Raw genomic sequence first — 15,917 nt, 5'->3', positions numbered from 1 at the left:
GTGACCATTCCGAATTCGGCGACCGGCGCTTTGGATTTGACTCTCCAGACTTCGGTCACTTTTTCCGTCTGGGTTAAAATGGAAGGGCTGGACCGTTCGCGCGTTGTTTTTGGAAAGGGAGCTTCTCAATATCACTTGATGTATTTGGCGGGAACAAACGAGTCCAGCTGGCTGTACGAAATCTTCACCGACGAGATTCTGGATTCCTCCAGCAATTCCGCAAGATACTGGTATATGGACTCTTCCGAAGCGTTCGAAGAATGGACACATCTCGCCGTTGTTCAGGATTCGAACGGCGCCGTGCTCTATGTGAATGGGGAAGTCGCTTCCTCTTCGCCGCGGATAGGCAGCAGCACGGCGACGCGTTCCACCGACAGCCTTTTTGCCATCGGCAAGTTGATTTACCCGGCGGACGACCCGACGGATCTGGTCACCCATTATTTTAAAGGTGTGATAGACGAATTTCATGTGAGCCGCAACACGCGTTCCGCCGCTTGGATTCGGGCGACCTACCGGAACCAGAATCCTTTAATCCGCTGGCCCGTCCCCGAAATCGTTCTTTCTGCGCCATGAAGGCGCCTTTCCTTGGATTCTTCGGCGTTTCCTTCCTCCTTTTCTTTTCGAATCCTGAAATTTTCAGCGGGATTTGCTACATTTGTCCTCGGTAGCAAACACTTTAGAGGTAATAAAATGAACTACTTCAATACACTTCCTCTCCGTTCCAAGATCGAGGAATTGGGTCATTGCCGTTTTATGGAAGCATCGGAATTCTCTCGCGGAACCGAAGCTCTTCAGGGAAAAAAGATTGTCATTATCGGCTGTGGTGCACAGGGGCTTCATCAGGGACTTGATCTTCGCGACAGCGGTCTTGATGTTTCTTTCGCCCTCCGCGAAGCGGCGATTCAGGAAAAGCGCGCTTCTTTCAAGAATGCGACGGAAAACGGTTTCAAGGTGGGAACTTATCAGGAATTGATTCCGAGTGCCGACCTCGTTTTGAACCTCACACCGGACAAGCAGCACCATAATGTGATTCCGCAAATCATGCCGCTCATGAAAAAGGGTGCCGTCCTTTCTTACAGTCACGGTTTCAATATCATCGAAGAAGGCCAGCAGATTCGCGACGACATCACGGTTATCATGTGCGCGCCGAAGGGGCCGGGTTCCGAAGTCCGTGCAGAATATGTCCGCGGTTTCGGTATGCCCTGTCTGATTGCCGTCCAGGCGGATCACGATCCGGAAGGAAAGGGCTGGGATTATGCCAAGGCTTATGCCGCAGGCCTTCATGCGGATAGGGCGGGAGTTCTCGAAAGCTCCTTTATCGCCGAAGTCAAGTCCGACCTGATGGGCGAGCAGACGATTCTTTGCGGAATGCTGCAGACTGGTACCCTTCTCGGTTTCGACAAGATGGTTTCTGAAGGCATTGAACCGGCGTATGCGGCCAAGCTTCTCCAGTACGGCTGGGAAACCGTTTCCGAGGCTTTGAAGCACGGTGGCATTACCAATATGATGGATCGCCTTTCCAATCCGGCAAAGATCCGTGCCTACGAGCTTTCCGTGGAACTCAAGAAGATCATGAAAGATCTTTATCGCCGTCATCAGGACGACATCATTTCGGGCGAGTTCTCTTCGACGATGATGAAAGACTGGGAAGCGGGCGACAAGGATTTGCTCCAGTGGCGTGAAGACACCGGCAATACCGCTTTTGAAAAAACAGCGGCTTCCGATGCTAAAATTACGGAACAGGAATACTTCGATCGCGGCGTCTTGATGGTCGCAATGATTAAGGCTGGTTCTGAACTGGCGTTTGAAACAATGACCGCATCTGGCATGAAGCCGATGAGTGCCTACTATGAAACGCTTCATGAAATTCCGCTGATTGCAAACCTTATCGCGCGCAAGAAGCTCTATGAAATGAACCGCGTCATTAGCGATACCGCCGAATACGGCTGCTACCTCTTTGCCAATCGTTGCATTCCTCTGCTCCAAGACTTTATGAAACAGATCACCAAGGAAGACTTGGGTGAAGTCTATGGTGCAGGCAAGGATACAGGCGTGGATAATGAAAGACTTATCGAAGTGAACAAGGCGATTCGCCAGCATCCGACCGAAATCATCGGCGCATGGCTTCGCGAACGCATGACCGGAATGGCGAAAATCGCTGTGGCGACCAAGTAACTTCGTTTCACTAGAACATCTCCTTGGGAAAGGCTCCGATTTTGTCGGAGCCTTTTTCTGTAAAAATGCTGAGTGAGTTCGCTAGCGAGCAACTTTTGATTTCGGCGATATTGAGGAAGCGGGGGAGTTCTTGGCCGATAGAAGGGATTCAAGACTTCGAGTTTCTTTATTTGCCGAGTAAGCAATTTCTGCCTGAGAAATTGACGCAAGAAAAATAATGGAGAAGAATGGGGATGGCAAGAGCTCTTTTCGCAAAAAAAGTTCGCATTTGTATCCATTTCGCGCGGAATTTAAAAAATGGACAGAATCCCAATAATTATATTCAAAATATGAAAGCCTGTTTATTCCCATGGATTTTTTTCTCGTTCGCTACGGCGGCTCCGCTTTTTAATCAATTAGGTTATACCCCAGAAGCCCAAAAACAAATTGTGATTCCTGGAAACGACGCCAACCCGTTGGAAGTGTATGATTTACAGGGAAAGCGGGTTTTAAAATTGGACGCGCCCCTTGTCTGGGATTGGGAATACAGCGGTGAAGAAACTCAGGTTTTTGATATTTCCTCCATCAAAATTCCTGGAACCTATCGACTTTATCGCGGTGGTGAATTTGTTGGAAATCCTCTTGTAATAGCAAAGAAACCCTACGAGGAAATTTCCAAAGCGGCATTGAAGTGGTTCTATTTTCAACGTTCGGGAATGGCGTTAGAAGCCGAGTATGCCGGAAAATGGGCAAGAGCGGCTGGGCATCATGACAACAAGGTGGTTATTTATGGGACGGATGCCGAAACAGGTGGCAAAGGTGCCGGTCGAACGATTTCTTCCCGTTGCGGCTGGTATGATGCGGGCGATTACGGCAAATATGTCGTCAATTCGGGAATCACCGTATGGACTCTTTTGGAATTGTATCGGCAGTTTCCTCATTATATGGATACGCTTTCCTGGAATATTCCTAGGCATCAAAAAAAGTGGCCCCTTTTGCTGGAAGAGATTCGCTACAATTTGGATTGGATGCTCTCCATGCAAGCCGAAGACGGCGGTGTTTATCACAAAGTAACGACTTTAAAATTTAGCGGATCCGTCATGCCCGACAAAGATACTGCGAAGCGATACGCCATCATCAAAAATGTAACCGCCTCTTTAAATTTTGCAGGAGTAATGGCTTTGGCCAGCGTCATCTACGCTCCGTTTGATTTGGCGTTTAGCCAAAAAGCGCGGCAAGCGGCGGAAAAAGCATATGCATGGGCAAAAAAGAATCCTCAGGAATTTTACAAACAACCAGCGAATGTAAACACCGGCAGCTATATGCCTAAAGACGAAGACGGTCGCGATGAATTCCGTTTTGCCAGTGCCGAATTGTATCTGGCGACGGCAAAACAGACGTATTTGGACGATTTGAAAGAAAATCCGTTTACGCGGAATGGAGCCTGGTGGGGAGACTTGAACATGCTTTCCGTTTTCCGAGTTGCGGAAAATCCGAATTTATTCGGAAAGGAACTTTCTTCGTCGGCGAGGACCATTCTTTTAGAAGAAGCGAATTCCCTTTGCGCCATCGGCGATTCCAGCGCGTACCGTTTGCCGATGCACTCGTGGAATTGGAACTGGGGCAGCAACAGCGCGGTAGCCAATAATGGCATTCTTCTTTTGCAGGCGTTCCTATTGACCAAAGACAAAAATTATTTGAACGCGGCGCAGCAAACTCTGGACTATCTTTTGGGCAGAAATCCGCTGAACATCACTTATGTAACGGGATTCGGTTACCGAAGCCCCAAAAATCCGCACCATCGAATTAGCGAAGCGGATTTTGTGGATGAACCTATACCGGGAATGCTTGTCGGCGGCCCGCACTTGGGCAAACAGGATATTGACCTCACGGGAAAGGAACACTGGAAATGCCCGAATTACGCTTCGGCGGATTTGCCCGCTTTGGCTTACTTGGACGATGATTGCAGCTACGCAACCAATGAAGTCGCCATTAATTGGAACGCTCCTTTGGCCTATTTAACGGCAGCTTTGCAAGCGATATACGACAAGAATTTCTAAATTGCTGACCGAGGATTTTATGATTGAAACTCGTCCTGAATTGAAAAACATTTCTGACTATGTACCCGGAAAATCCATAGAAGAAATTTGTGAACAATACGGTTTGCAAAGCGCGGTGAAGCTGGCGTCCAACGAGAATCCGTTGGGCCCGTCCCCGAAAGCGCAAAAGGCTTTTTGTGAAATGGCGTCGTCTTTGCATTTGTATCCAAGAGGAAATGCGCCCCACTTGATTTCAGCGATTGCCGCCAAGTTTGGAGTTCCCAAAAACCAAATCGTTTTGGGAAACGGCTCGGATGAAATCATCGATATGGTGGGGAAAGCGTTTTTGCAACCCGGCGACGAATGTCTAGGAATTTCGACGACTTTTTCCGTTTATCGGGCGACAGCGATTCTTTATGGTGCCAAATACGTTTCGGTTTCCCAGTCCCCAGAACGCCCGTCGTTAAACGCCTATCTTCAAGCACTTACGCCTAAAACCCGAATGGTTTTTATCTGCAATCCCAATAATCCCACCGGCTTTTATTACAGCGAAAAGGAACTACTCGATTTTTTGGCAAAGCTTCCTCGAGATATTCTTGTCTTTTTGGACGAAGCCTATCTGGATTTTGCAACCGCCGCGGATTTCCCGAATTTGATTTCCCAGATGGAATCCCATCCCAATTTGATTTTGAACAGAACTTTCAGCAAAATTTATGGCCTTGCGGGAATTCGGATCGGCTTCGCATTTGCCAGTCCGGAAGTCAGCGCGGCAATCTGGAAAGTGAAACCGGCTTTCAACGTGAATATCGCGGCGCAGGCCGCCGCAGAAGCCGCTTTGTTGGACGACGAGCATATTCGGCATTCCTTAGAAGTGACCGAAGCGGGAAAAGCATTCTTGACCAGCCATTTGGAAAAACTCGGATTTGTCGTTTTGCCGACGCAGGCCAATTTCCTGTGCATTAAAATCGGCGAAAAGTGCAAGGAACTGGTGGAATATCTGGAGCGGAACGGCATGATCGTCCGTCATTTGAAAAGCTTTTCCTTGCCGGAATGGATTCGGGTGACCATCGGCAAGCCCAAAGAAAACCAGCTTTTTGTGGACCTGGTTCAAAAATGGAAGGCTCTGTAATTTTATGCAAACCGCAGAGTTGAAAGAGCTGGAAAAAGTCGCCATTCGAGCGGTCACGCTTGCTGAACGCATCATCCTTTCGCATTTTGATTCCAATCTGGCGGTAGAGTGGAAACCGGACAATACTCCGGTGACTATTGCGGACAAAGGAGCCGAAGAAGTTCTCCGGCAAGTCTTTGCTCAAGAAACCCCTGAATTTGGCGTTATCGGCGAAGAGTTTGGAATCGAAAATCCCGATGCGGAATGCAAGTGGATATTCGATCCTATCGATGGAACGAAATCTTTTATCCGAGGCGTTCCCCTTTTTGGAACTCTGATAGGCTTATATAAAAAAAATGAACCGCTCGTGAGCATTGTCAATTTGCCCGCACAAAAAAAACGGCTTCATGCGGTAAAAAACGGGGGAGCCTTTTTAGGAGAAATCCGAGTGCAGGTTTCAGACGTTGCGAAAATGGACAAGTCTCTAGTGCTTTCGGGGACGGTGAATACCTTTGACGATAGGGGACTATCTGCAGAGTTTGAAAAATACCGGCGCACTTCGGCACTTTACCGCGGCTGGGGAGATTGTTACGGGTACTATCTGGTGGCGACAGGTCGCGCCGAAGCGATGGTGGATCCGATCGTGTCGCTTTGGGATATCGCGGCTTTTCCGCTTCTTTTGTCCGAAGCGGGCGGGAGCTTCTCCCTTTTGAACGGTGAAACCGACTTGTTTGACGACGGGGGAAAACCGCTGCATTCAATTTATGAAGGTTACAGCGCCGTGGCGACAAATGGAAAGGTGCACAAAGCGGTTCTCGACAGCTTTGCCAAAGTGAACTAGTCAAAACATCCCAAATGGACTCGCGTTTCTCTGAAAAATTTCATCATTTTGTCGATGTTCCCTTGCCAAAAGAAAATCGCCTTGCTATATTTGGGTTCGCAATCGGATGATTAGCTCAGTTGGTAGAGCAGCTGACTCTTAATCAGCGGGTCGCAGGTTCGATCCCTGCATCATCCACGAAATCCCTGTTCCTTTGGAATGGGGATTTTTCTTTTGAGAGAGGAGTCGTTTTGTCAAGAATCGAAGAAGTGGGGAAATCTTGTTGCTGGCGGAATAATTGCTCTCTAGCCAGAGATTTACAGTCAAGGGGGATGTCACGAAAGCCGTATTTTTACTTGGAAATTTCCCGTGGATGGAAACTCCGATGTTCTTCACGCATCATCTGGCCATTGATATGGGTATAAATTTGCGTAGTCGTTACATTGGCGTGTCCCAAAAGCTCTTGCAGAACGCGCAAATCCATTCCCGCTTCCAAGCAATGCGTTGCGAAAGAATGCCTGAAAGTGTGCGGAGTCACGTGTTTATCCAAGTGGGATGTAAAATTCTGGATGATTTTCCACGCGCCCATACGCGACATTTTTTTTCCTCGCGAATTCAATATGACCGTATTGGCTTTGGATTGGAATCGCAAGCGAGGACCGTTCATCCATCGTTTGATGTTGTCTTTGGCTTGCGAACCCAAAGGAATGAGACGCTGCTTATTTCCTTTTCCTATTGGCGTAATCCATTCGTTGTCAAAATCGATGTCTTGCGGGCGCAAAGAAAGCGCTTCGGCAATGCGCAAGCCTTCGGAATAAAGCAATTCGACAAGAGCGGTATCCCGTTCCGGATTTTTAGATTCCGTTTGAATCCTTTCAAAAATGCTGTCCATTTCTTCTCGGGTCAAGCATTGCGGCAAGTATTTGCCGATTCGGGGAGTCGCCAAAAGATTGTCTGTCGAATAGGGAAATTGTTTTTCTTGTTGCAAATATTTGAGAAAGCCTCGGAGACTGGAAAAATGCCTGGCGACAGAAGTGGGACTGTATTCCTCTCGACCAGCGATTTCCGTTAAAAAGGAATCCAGCTCCTCGGGTTTCAGATCGCCGATATTGGAACCGCGGTTGTCTGCCCAAAAAATGAAGTGGCGCAAATCTTCGCCGTAGCTTTGAATGGTGGCGGGGGAGAGATTCCGTTCGACACCTAAAAAAGACAGATACGCATCCAGCCACTCGCCATTGTCCATGACAGAAAATATATCAATTTTAAAAATTTCCCTTGCCGTTCTATTTTGTTTTTTTATTTTTGTGGCGCAATGGATGATTAGCTCAGTTGGTAGAGCAGCTGACTCTTAATCAGCGGGTCGCAGGTTCGATCCCTGCATCATCCACGAAAGCCCTGTTCCATTTTGGAAAAGGGCTTTTTTTTGCAAAAAAAAGATTTTTCCCAAGATAAATGCAATAAAGTAACAACTCGGCCAAATAAACAAGCGGAAATCAAAGATTCGCCATCATAAGAAAAGTGAGTTTTGTCGGGAGAAAAAGGATGAAGAGGAATCTTGGAAAAGTCGTCTTTTAAATTTTCCAGATTTTGTTGATGGGACGCCTAGCCCTTCTGTAAAGTAGAAGACGATGAGCCGCAGGAATGGCAAACCAAGGAGCGAGAACGCAAACAAACGGGCAATGTCTTTTAAGGATTTTCGGTGGTTAGAAAGTTCGGCAGACAACTTTATGGCTTCTTCAAATTAATGGAGGTCCGGGCAAACTTTACGCTCGAACGCCTCTTGATCTGGCAACGAGAAAATCCTGGAAAAAGATAATGGCGTCGCGATATTCGCATATTTAAAACACTCGTTTAGTTTACATAATGGGCGTTATCGGGCATACAGTTGGAATGCTTTCGTGGATTCTTTTATTTTGGACTTGTGCTTTTAAAATCTTTTGCTGCGGCACTCAATTTCTATATTTTGAGCTATGATTGAAAGATTGCACGGAATTCTGGTGGAACGCCATCCTACTTTTGCTGTTCTCGAATGTGGCGGTGTCGGCTATGGAGTCCAGATTTCCGCACGAACCGGCGAGCGTCTGCCTGAAGAAGGGACGGAACTGACCCTTTTGACGCATCTTGTTGTGCGGGAAGACGCAATGGAACTTTTCGGTTTTGCGGATTCGCAGGAAAAAGAACTTTTCCGCAGCATGATTTCCGTCAATGGCGTGGGTCCCAAAACGGCGCAACGCATTCTTTCTTCCATTTCACCCGGGGATTTTCTCTCCATCATTGCGCGCGAAGACAAAGCCGCTCTTGGAAAAATTAAGGGAGTCGGAAAAAAGACAGCGGAAATGTTTGTGCTTACCCTTAAGGACAAAGCCCTTGCGCTTTCTTCTGTCGAAGGCGGCGAACGGACGGCGCTTCTCTCCCCCAACCAGAGCGAAGCGATTCAGGCTTTGCATACTCTGGGAGTCAAGGATCCAGCGGCTCAAAAGGCCGTCGCTAAGGCTGTGGAAATTCTCGGCGAAAATGCCAAAGTGACAGATCTTATCCCCGAAGCCCTCAAACACGTGTAAATGATGTCGGAACGTATTATTTCTCCAGAACAGGCAAATGGCGAAGAAGCGGATTTGGAACGCAGCTTGCGCCCCGAAACCCTTGCCGATTTTACGGGCGAAGATCACATCAAGGAAAGTTTGCAGATTGCGATCGAAGCGGCCAAAAAAAGAGGCGAATCTCTAGATCATTGCCTTTTTGCGGGACCTCCGGGACTCGGGAAAACTACTCTTTCCGGAATCATCGCCAAAGAGATGGGGGTCGGAATTCACATTACGAGCGGTCCCGTTTTAGAAAAAGCGAGCGATCTTGCTGGACTTCTCACAAGCCTTGGCGAGAACGATGTTCTTTTTATCGACGAAATTCACCGGATGGGTCGCGTTATCGAAGAGTATCTCTACCCCGCTATGGAAGATTTCCGTTTGGACATCATGCTGGATTCCGGACCGGCAGCACGCAGCGTCAATTTGCCGCTGAAGCATTTTACGCTGATCGGCGCGACAACTCGAACTGGATTGTTGACAGGGCCTCTTCGCGATCGTTTTGGTTTGCATTTTCGCCTGGAACTCTACCCCGCCAAAGACTTGGAAAAAATTCTCAAGCGCAGCGCAAAAATTTTAAACGCCCGAATTACCGATGAAGCCGCGGCACTTTTGAGCTCTAAATGCCGAGGGACGCCGCGCATCGCCAACCGCATTCTCCGAAGGGCGCGCGATGTCGCCGAGGTGCGAGGCGAAGGCCTCATCGATTTGGACGTGGCGGAACGGACTTTGAAACTCTTGGGAATCGATTCCCAGGGCCTGGATCCGATGGATCGCAAGATTCTCTCGACGATTGCTGTGAATTTTTCGGGAGGCCCCGTCGGGCTGGGAACAATCGGAGCGTCTCTCGGCGAAGACCCGGATACGCTGGAAGAAGTTTACGAGCCTTTTTTAATCCAGCAGGGATTTCTCTCGCGGACTCCTCGCGGTCGCATTTTGACTCCTAGAGCTTATCAGGCTTTGCACTTGCCCACTCCCCAAGGAACTCAAGGGGAACTCGAGTTTTAGCTCCGTAAAATTCGCAATCCTAAAAAAAGAACCCGCCAGATGAATGCTGACGGGTTTTGATTTTGCTTGCAATTACCGATTAGCGGGCAAGGAACTGCATATAAGGGAGTTTTTCCGCGAGTCCTGTCACCTTTTCCGCATTGGAAAGAAGGACGCCGCGCGCATGCCAGGAACCGTCGAGGAATTGCCCGCGGGGGCCTTCGGCGAGTTCGAGAGCGACGACTTCGCTTCCCATTTTAAGGGTTCTGTCCTTGGTGCTCGTTTCCATTTCTTCCGAAGGGTGCGCTTCAATCCAGTCGAGGATTTTGTCGGCGACTTCGTGCGAAACCCGGTAGCAGGGCACGCCGATGGCGACGCAATTCCCGAAGAAAATTTCGGAATAGCTTTCGGCGATGATGGCGCGGACTCCCCAACGCTTGAGCGCCTGTGGGGCGTGCTCGCGGCTGGAACCGCAACCGAAATTCCTGTTGGAAACGAGAATAGAACCGTTTTTGTAAGCCGGATCGCGGAAGGGGTGCGTTTTTCCCTGTTTGGCAAGGCCGGCGATGTCGTCGGCAAAGGCGTTGTCGCCTAGACCGTCAAACGTGACACACTTGAGGAAGCGCGCCGGAATGATGCGGTCCGTGTCGATGTCGTTTCCGCGCAGAGGGATGCCGGAACCTTTTACAGAATCAATCACAGTCAACATAGTCGTTTCGCTCCTTACTTGAGATATTTGCGGACGTCGGTCACTTTGCCTTCGATCGCGGCGGCGGCGACCATGATCGGGCTCATGAGGATGGTGCGGCCTGTCGGGCTTCCCTGACGGCCTTTGAAATTGCGGTTGCTGGAACTGGCGCTAATCTGGCGACCTTGGAGTTTGTCGGGATTCATCGCCAGGCAAAGAGAACAACCCGCTTCCCGCCATTCGGCACCGGCTTCCTTGAAGATTTTGTCCAGACCGAGCGACTCGGCTTCTTTTTTGATTTTCATGGAACCGGGAACCACCCACAATTTGACCTTCGGAGAAACCTTGTTGCCTTTTAAAATTTCTGCGGCTGCGATCAAATCCGGAAGACGTCCATTGGTGCAGCTACCGATAAAGGCGATGTCGATGGGGGTTCCGATCATTTTTCCGCCCTCTTCCCAACCCATGTATTCATAGGCTTCGCGAATGACTTTCTGTTCCGACCCTTGGAACTCGTCAATACGCGGCATATTTCCGTTCAGCGGTATCGCCTGAGCCGGCGTGATTCCCCACGTGACCATCGGTTCCAACTCGTCGCAGTTGATTTCAACTTCATCGTCGAATACGGCGTCGGCATCTGTCGCAACTGACTTCCAGTAAGCGACCGCTTCATCCCATTTGTCCGCTTTGGGCGCATAGGGCTTCCCGCGGAGGAAGGCGAAAGTCTTTTCGTCCGGATTGCAGTAGCCGACACGAGCTCCGCCTTCAATCGCCATATTGCAGACGGTCATGCGGCCTTCCATATCCATGGCTTCGATGACCGGACCGGCAAATTCGTAAGCATATCCCACACCACCGTTTACGCCAAGCTTTGCAATGTAGGCCAGAGCGACGTCTTTGGCGGTAACGCCCGGTTTGAGCTTTCCGGTAAAGTTGATGCGACGGGTTTTCAGCGGACTCATCGCCAAAGTTTGCGTGGCGAGAACATCGGCGACCTGACTGGTTCCAATGCCGAAAGCGACCGCTCCGAACGCACCGTGAGTTGCCGTGTGCGAGTCTCCGCAAGCCACCGTCATACCCGGCTGGGTCACGCCCTCTTCCGGTCCCACAATGTGAATGACTCCCTGCTCCCCCGTTTCCGGACCAAAGAAACGTACGCCAAAATCCTTGGTGTTCTTTTCAATGTGAGAAAGCATTTCTTCGGAAATCGGATCGGCGAGCGGACGCTTGCGGGCATCCGCCGTTGTCGGAATAATGTGATCCACCGTAGCGAAAGTGCGTTCCGGATATTTTACCCGGAGTCCTTCTTCGCGCAACATGGCGAACGCTTGCGGACTTGTCACTTCGTGACAGAGATGCGTTCCGATAAAAAGCTGATACTGTCCACTTGGCAGCTTTGCCACAATGTGACTTTCAAATACTTTTTGATAGAGATTTTTGCCCATAAAATACCTTCAATCGTCAGATTGGTCAAAATATCGCCGCATAATATAAAAATTTTTGGCCTTTTAAAACGAAATTTTTTGGGGGGAAGCAAACGCATTGCCCCCTTTATTCGAGGGCAAAAGAAACGTCTGCGCAAAAAAATCGTTTGATGCGGGCGAAACTAGCGAGAAATGCCGAGCCTTTCGGAAAGAAGCAAAGTTTTGCCGCTGGTGACTCGCAAGACGTATGAGCCACTGGATTTGACCATGCTCTTCAAAGGAATGCTTTCGGAATGATTTAAAGTCCGGCTGTAAATTTTTTCGCCGTTCAAATCGTACAGGGCGACTTTGACTTGAGAGCGATTTACCACCAGATTCAGCTTGCCGGCTTCCACAAAGGCGACTCGGCTAAATTTGACGGCATTTTCAGCAGACGGTTTGGGCATTGCCGAAGAGGAACTTGTCGATTCCATATTCCAATCGCCGGGCACCCGAACAGCGATTCCACGCCCGGCTGTGCTCATATAGACGACGCCATAAGTGTTCATGTCGCCCATGACAAATTCTCCGTTGGCAAGGCCGCCATACTCGTGAGCGTCGTCATTGACACGCGTCCAAGACGCCCCTTCGTCGGAGGATTCAAAAACTCCCGATGTGCCATCCACAATGCCAAAAGCATAAAGGGCGGTTCCCGAATTTTTGGGGCCAATTCCATAGCCCACCGCTTCGGTATAGCCGATGCCCGCTGCCGCCGTCCACGTCGTGCCACCATCTGTGGAGTGCAACAGCTTTCCGCTTTTCGGATTGCCGTTTTCATCGATTTCGCCAATGGGAAGCCAAAGATCGCCTTCCTTTCCCGGAATCGCACGGAATTTTTTGAATTGGCTCACTCCCGGTTCGGAAATTTTGGCAAAAGTCTTGCCCTGATCCGAACTTTTGTAGAATGCGCCCGTGGATTTATCGTAAGCGTAGAACACGTTAGCGTTTTTCGGGTCGCCCACCACATAAGCCGAATTGGTGATTCCCGAAACGTTGTCCCAAGTGGTCGTATTGTAATTGCGGAAAACCTGAGTCGTCCCTTCCCCCGGAACCCAGATGGCAACAGAGCCGTCTGCAGAAATGGCTGCCGTGCCGCCCTTGTAAGAGGAATTGGGACCGGTATAGGTTTCCACGCTCCAGGATTTGCCAGAGTCCGCAGAGTATTGCAGCGGAGCCATGGGAATATCGTTATACTTGGCTTTGTAAACACGGGCGTCGCTAACTTTCACCAGTTTTCCTGAAAGAGGTGCATAGGCAAGCCCCCAGGTGGAACCTACAGGGCTTCCGCTATTTACAGACGAAAGATGCCGATTGCTGGGGTAGCTCCAGATGCTGTCGTGACGGAAGCCGTCGTAATCTGCAATCACAGAAATCATGGGGCCGCCCGGAATGCTCACCACGTCGTAGGGCACCGTTTCCTCGATTCCGTGGGACGAAACTTTCCATACCTGATTATTGGTGACCGCTCCCCAGGCATCATAAACGCGAGAGCCGGAATGCAGATAAGGATCGTCGATTAAAGTGTAATCGGTAATATCATCGGAACGGAAAACTCCATTGCCCGAAGAAACAAAAACGCGTTTCGGATTGAAAGGGTCGATGGCGGCACTTCCCGACCAGTGGATGGAGCTGTTGTTCATCCAGCCGATGCCGTTCTCGTCCATGGTGACCGTCGTAAGATTGTAACCAAAGGACTGCACAAAAGTCTCGCCACCGTCTGTGGAATAGTAAATCTGCGTTCCCCACTGCCCGTCCATATCGTAAGAACCGCTGGGGAGCTTCCAGTACTGTGCGCCGGTATAGCCTTCCGTCGTAATGACAATGTTCTGGGAATTATTCGGATCGATGGCAATACCGCCATAGGGACCGCAATACTGATAATTGGAATCGGCCACATCAACAATGTCGTATTTCGCTCCGTCGTAATACAGTAAATTTTCCGGAGAAACATCGGACCAGGTTTTGCTTGCCACATCATATTTCAGCACCGCACCCCGCCCGAATCCGTCGTAAATCATTCCCCAGCCTTCGTCCCATGCCATGGTATGGGGGCCTGCGCCATCGGCAAAAGTCGCAATTAAAAAAGAACCGTCCTTGGCCACGACCGCACGTTGGGGCATCAGGCGAACAAGGCTTCCCCCCGCAGTAGAACGCAACTTGTCTGGAATGGGGAGAGCTTTCCAAGAAGCACCGCCATCCGTCGAGGTGAAGACGTTTTCAAATGTGCCGTTACCTTTTGAGCCGTCCCGCAAAAATCCCGCATAAATCACGTTGGAATTTCCGGGCGCATACTGGACAAAGCTGAAACCCGAACCGTTCCAGGTCGTATCGCTTCCCGCAGCCGCAGTCCAAGCATCCACATGCGTCCAGCTTTTGCCGTTATCCGTGGATTTCCAAAGTCCGGAGCGCCGGGAACCATAGAACATATTGTCTGAATTGTTGGGGTCGATGGCGAGCGCTTCCCCGTTTCCGCGGCCCATGCCGTTTCCGTGAACACCGAAATTTTTGACCGCGCCGCCCTTTTCGCCCGTTTCGTCCCAAACGTAATGGAGTTCCCAGCTCTCTCCTTTATCCGTGGATTTCAAAAAGGCACTGCGTCCGTTGTTGAAATAGCTGGTTCCCGTCATCAGGTAAACCGTTTCCGCTTCTTTGGGGTCCACGGCAATGGCTTCCACGCCCAAAAGTCCGCGCTCCGAAACATCGACCCAGTCCATCATGGATTCCCACCGTTCCGAAGCGTTGTTCCAGCGGTAGGCGCCGCCCACGTCCGTTCTTGCATAAAAAAGATTTTCTTCCAAAGGAGAAGCCACAATCGCCGAAACGAATCCGCCGCCGCCCATGGCCACACTGCTCCACTTGAAAGAATCCGCAGCGGATGCCGACGAAACCAGAGCCGCACCCAGAACGGCAATTTTCCAAATTTGAACCATACACTTCACCTCGTTTGCAAAAAGCGTTTTCGCAATCAAACGCCTAAAAAATGAACGCTCTAAAAATATACCCGTGAATCGGATTTTGAAAATTATTATTTCCATCCTACCGCAAAAAAGAAAGCAAAAATGCCAATTCCTTTGAAAATGTGGGCGATTTTTCCCGATTTTTGTTTATTTTTATACCATGCAAATTACAAACGCTTCTCAATTGCGCGGAGTCTTCCCCGCTCTTTTTACGCCCCTCAAGGACGACGATCCCAAGAACCTTCGGAATTCCATCGACTACAAAAAGATGGAAAAAATGATAGACGATTTGATTGCAGCCGGAGTTTCGGGGATTCTTCCGGTCGGAACCACCGGCCAGAGTGCCACCGTCACCCACAAGCAGCATCTCGACATCATCAAGTTTACTCTCGACTATGTGGACGGTCGAGTTCCCGTGATTGCGGGTGCGGGTTCCAATTGCACTCGCGAATCCGTTGAAATGATTGAAGAAGTGCTGAAAATAGCTGCGGTCCCCGTTCTTTGCGTGACCGGCTATTACAACAATCCCTCGCAAGAAGGCATCGAAAAGCATTTCAAGACGCTCAGTTCCGAAACCGGAGCCAAGATTATCATTTACAACGTTCCCGGTCGCACGGCGAGCTATGTCCACCCCGACACATTGATCAGCCTTTCCGAAGACAAAAACATCATCGGGCTCAAGCAGGCTGTCGATTTCCGCATCGGCGAAAAATTCCACGAAGACACCAAGCGCGTCATCAACGAGACCAAGAACAACGATTTTGCCGTCATGAGCGGCGAAGACGGATTTTTTATCGATATGCTCGAAATGGGCGGAACGGCCCTCGTCAGTGCCACGGCGAATATTCCCGAAGCGGCGAAGATTTTCGTGGAACTCTACGAATCTTTCCAGAAAGGCGAATTCCAGAAATGCGACGATTTGCAAGACGCGGCTCGCGATTTTGTGGAAACGACTTTCTGCCGCAAAAATCCGATTCCTCTGGGAACGCTTTTCAACAGCCCGCTTTTCCAGCCCATGTGCAACGTTCGGGATACCGCCCGCGGTGACGAAGCTGAAGCTCGGATTCTCAAGTTGATTCGCGAAAAAGCGCCTAGCCTTATCAAATACCACCAGTGAGG

The 15,917-nt window shown here is 49.8% G+C and carries 12 protein-coding genes and 2 tRNA genes; 10 read left to right on the top strand and 4 right to left on the bottom strand.

Annotation, left to right across the window (positions count from 1 at the left end; all coding sequences use genetic code 11):
* The 6 genes from B5D40_RS07610 to B5D40_RS07585 all read left to right on the top strand — a co-directional run.
* The coding region (locus B5D40_RS07610) for a LamG domain-containing protein (RefSeq protein WP_159446922.1) at positions 1–573 on the top strand (573 nt) is incomplete at its 5' end.
* Between the two features lie 117 nt (positions 574–690).
* Entirely contained in the window at positions 691–2,175 is a 1,485-nt protein-coding gene (gene ilvC / locus B5D40_RS07605; protein WP_078776436.1) for a ketol-acid reductoisomerase, read from the top strand.
* Between the two features lie 329 nt (positions 2,176–2,504).
* Positions 2,505–4,214, top strand: a complete 1,710-nt coding sequence (locus B5D40_RS07600) for a glycoside hydrolase family 9 protein (protein ID WP_078776435.1) — start codon at positions 2,505–2,507, stop codon at positions 4,212–4,214.
* Between the two features lie 19 nt (positions 4,215–4,233).
* Entirely contained in the window at positions 4,234–5,322 is a 1,089-nt protein-coding gene (hisC, locus tag B5D40_RS07595) for a histidinol-phosphate transaminase (protein ID WP_078776441.1), read from the top strand.
* A 4-nt stretch (positions 5,323–5,326) separates the two neighbouring features.
* The gene (locus tag B5D40_RS07590) at positions 5,327–6,142 is read left to right on the top strand and encodes an inositol monophosphatase family protein (RefSeq protein WP_078776434.1); all 816 of its coding nucleotides are present in this window, start codon (positions 5,327–5,329) and stop codon (positions 6,140–6,142) included.
* 104 nt (positions 6,143–6,246) lie between these two features.
* A tRNA-Lys gene (locus tag B5D40_RS07585) sits at positions 6,247–6,319 on the top strand.
* A 154-nt stretch (positions 6,320–6,473) separates the two neighbouring features.
* On the opposite strand, the gene B5D40_RS07580 is transcribed toward B5D40_RS07585, so the two are convergent.
* Positions 6,474–7,364 (bottom strand): tyrosine-type recombinase/integrase, encoded by an 891-nt coding sequence (locus B5D40_RS07580; RefSeq protein ID WP_078776433.1) that lies wholly within the window; start codon positions 7,362–7,364, stop codon positions 6,474–6,476.
* A gap of 71 nt (positions 7,365–7,435) precedes the next feature.
* Here B5D40_RS07580 and B5D40_RS07575 point away from each other — a divergent pair.
* From B5D40_RS07575 to ruvB, 3 genes are all read left to right on the top strand, one after another.
* A tRNA-Lys gene (locus tag B5D40_RS07575) sits at positions 7,436–7,508 on the top strand.
* A 583-nt stretch (positions 7,509–8,091) separates the two neighbouring features.
* Positions 8,092–8,682, top strand: coding sequence for a Holliday junction branch migration protein RuvA (ruvA, locus tag B5D40_RS07570; RefSeq protein ID WP_078776432.1), 591 nt, complete (start codon positions 8,092–8,094; stop codon positions 8,680–8,682).
* Entirely contained in the window at positions 8,683–9,711 is a 1,029-nt protein-coding gene (gene ruvB / locus B5D40_RS07565; RefSeq protein WP_078776431.1) for a Holliday junction branch migration DNA helicase RuvB, read from the top strand.
* 79 nt (positions 9,712–9,790) lie between these two features.
* On the opposite strand, the gene B5D40_RS07560 is transcribed toward ruvB, so the two are convergent.
* The 3 genes from B5D40_RS07560 to B5D40_RS07550 all read right to left on the bottom strand — a co-directional run bounded on the left by B5D40_RS07560 (position 9,791) and on the right by B5D40_RS07550 (position 14,771).
* The gene (locus B5D40_RS07560; RefSeq protein ID WP_095849628.1) at positions 9,791–10,396 is read right to left on the bottom strand and encodes a 3-isopropylmalate dehydratase small subunit; all 606 of its coding nucleotides are present in this window, start codon (positions 10,394–10,396) and stop codon (positions 9,791–9,793) included.
* 17 nt (positions 10,397–10,413) lie between these two features.
* Positions 10,414–11,823 (bottom strand): 3-isopropylmalate dehydratase large subunit, encoded by a 1,410-nt coding sequence (gene leuC, locus B5D40_RS07555; protein WP_078776429.1) that lies wholly within the window; start codon positions 11,821–11,823, stop codon positions 10,414–10,416.
* A 161-nt stretch (positions 11,824–11,984) separates the two neighbouring features.
* Positions 11,985–14,771, bottom strand: coding sequence for a T9SS type A sorting domain-containing protein (locus B5D40_RS07550; protein ID WP_158222053.1), 2,787 nt, complete (start codon positions 14,769–14,771; stop codon positions 11,985–11,987).
* 187 nt (positions 14,772–14,958) lie between these two features.
* Here B5D40_RS07550 and dapA point away from each other — a divergent pair, with 187 nt between their 5' ends.
* Complete coding sequence (gene dapA, locus B5D40_RS07545) at positions 14,959–15,915, top strand: 4-hydroxy-tetrahydrodipicolinate synthase (protein WP_073306096.1); 957 nt, start codon at positions 14,959–14,961, stop codon at positions 15,913–15,915.
* Positions 15,916–15,917: the final 2 nt, after the last annotated feature.

Origin of the sequence: Fibrobacter intestinalis (genome assembly GCF_900167415.1) — a bacterium.
Classification (GTDB): Bacteria; Fibrobacterota; Fibrobacteria; order Fibrobacterales; family Fibrobacteraceae; genus Hallerella; species Hallerella intestinalis.
The sequence above is the reverse complement of the archived record's forward strand: the minus strand, read 5'-3'. Positions and strand labels throughout refer to the sequence as shown.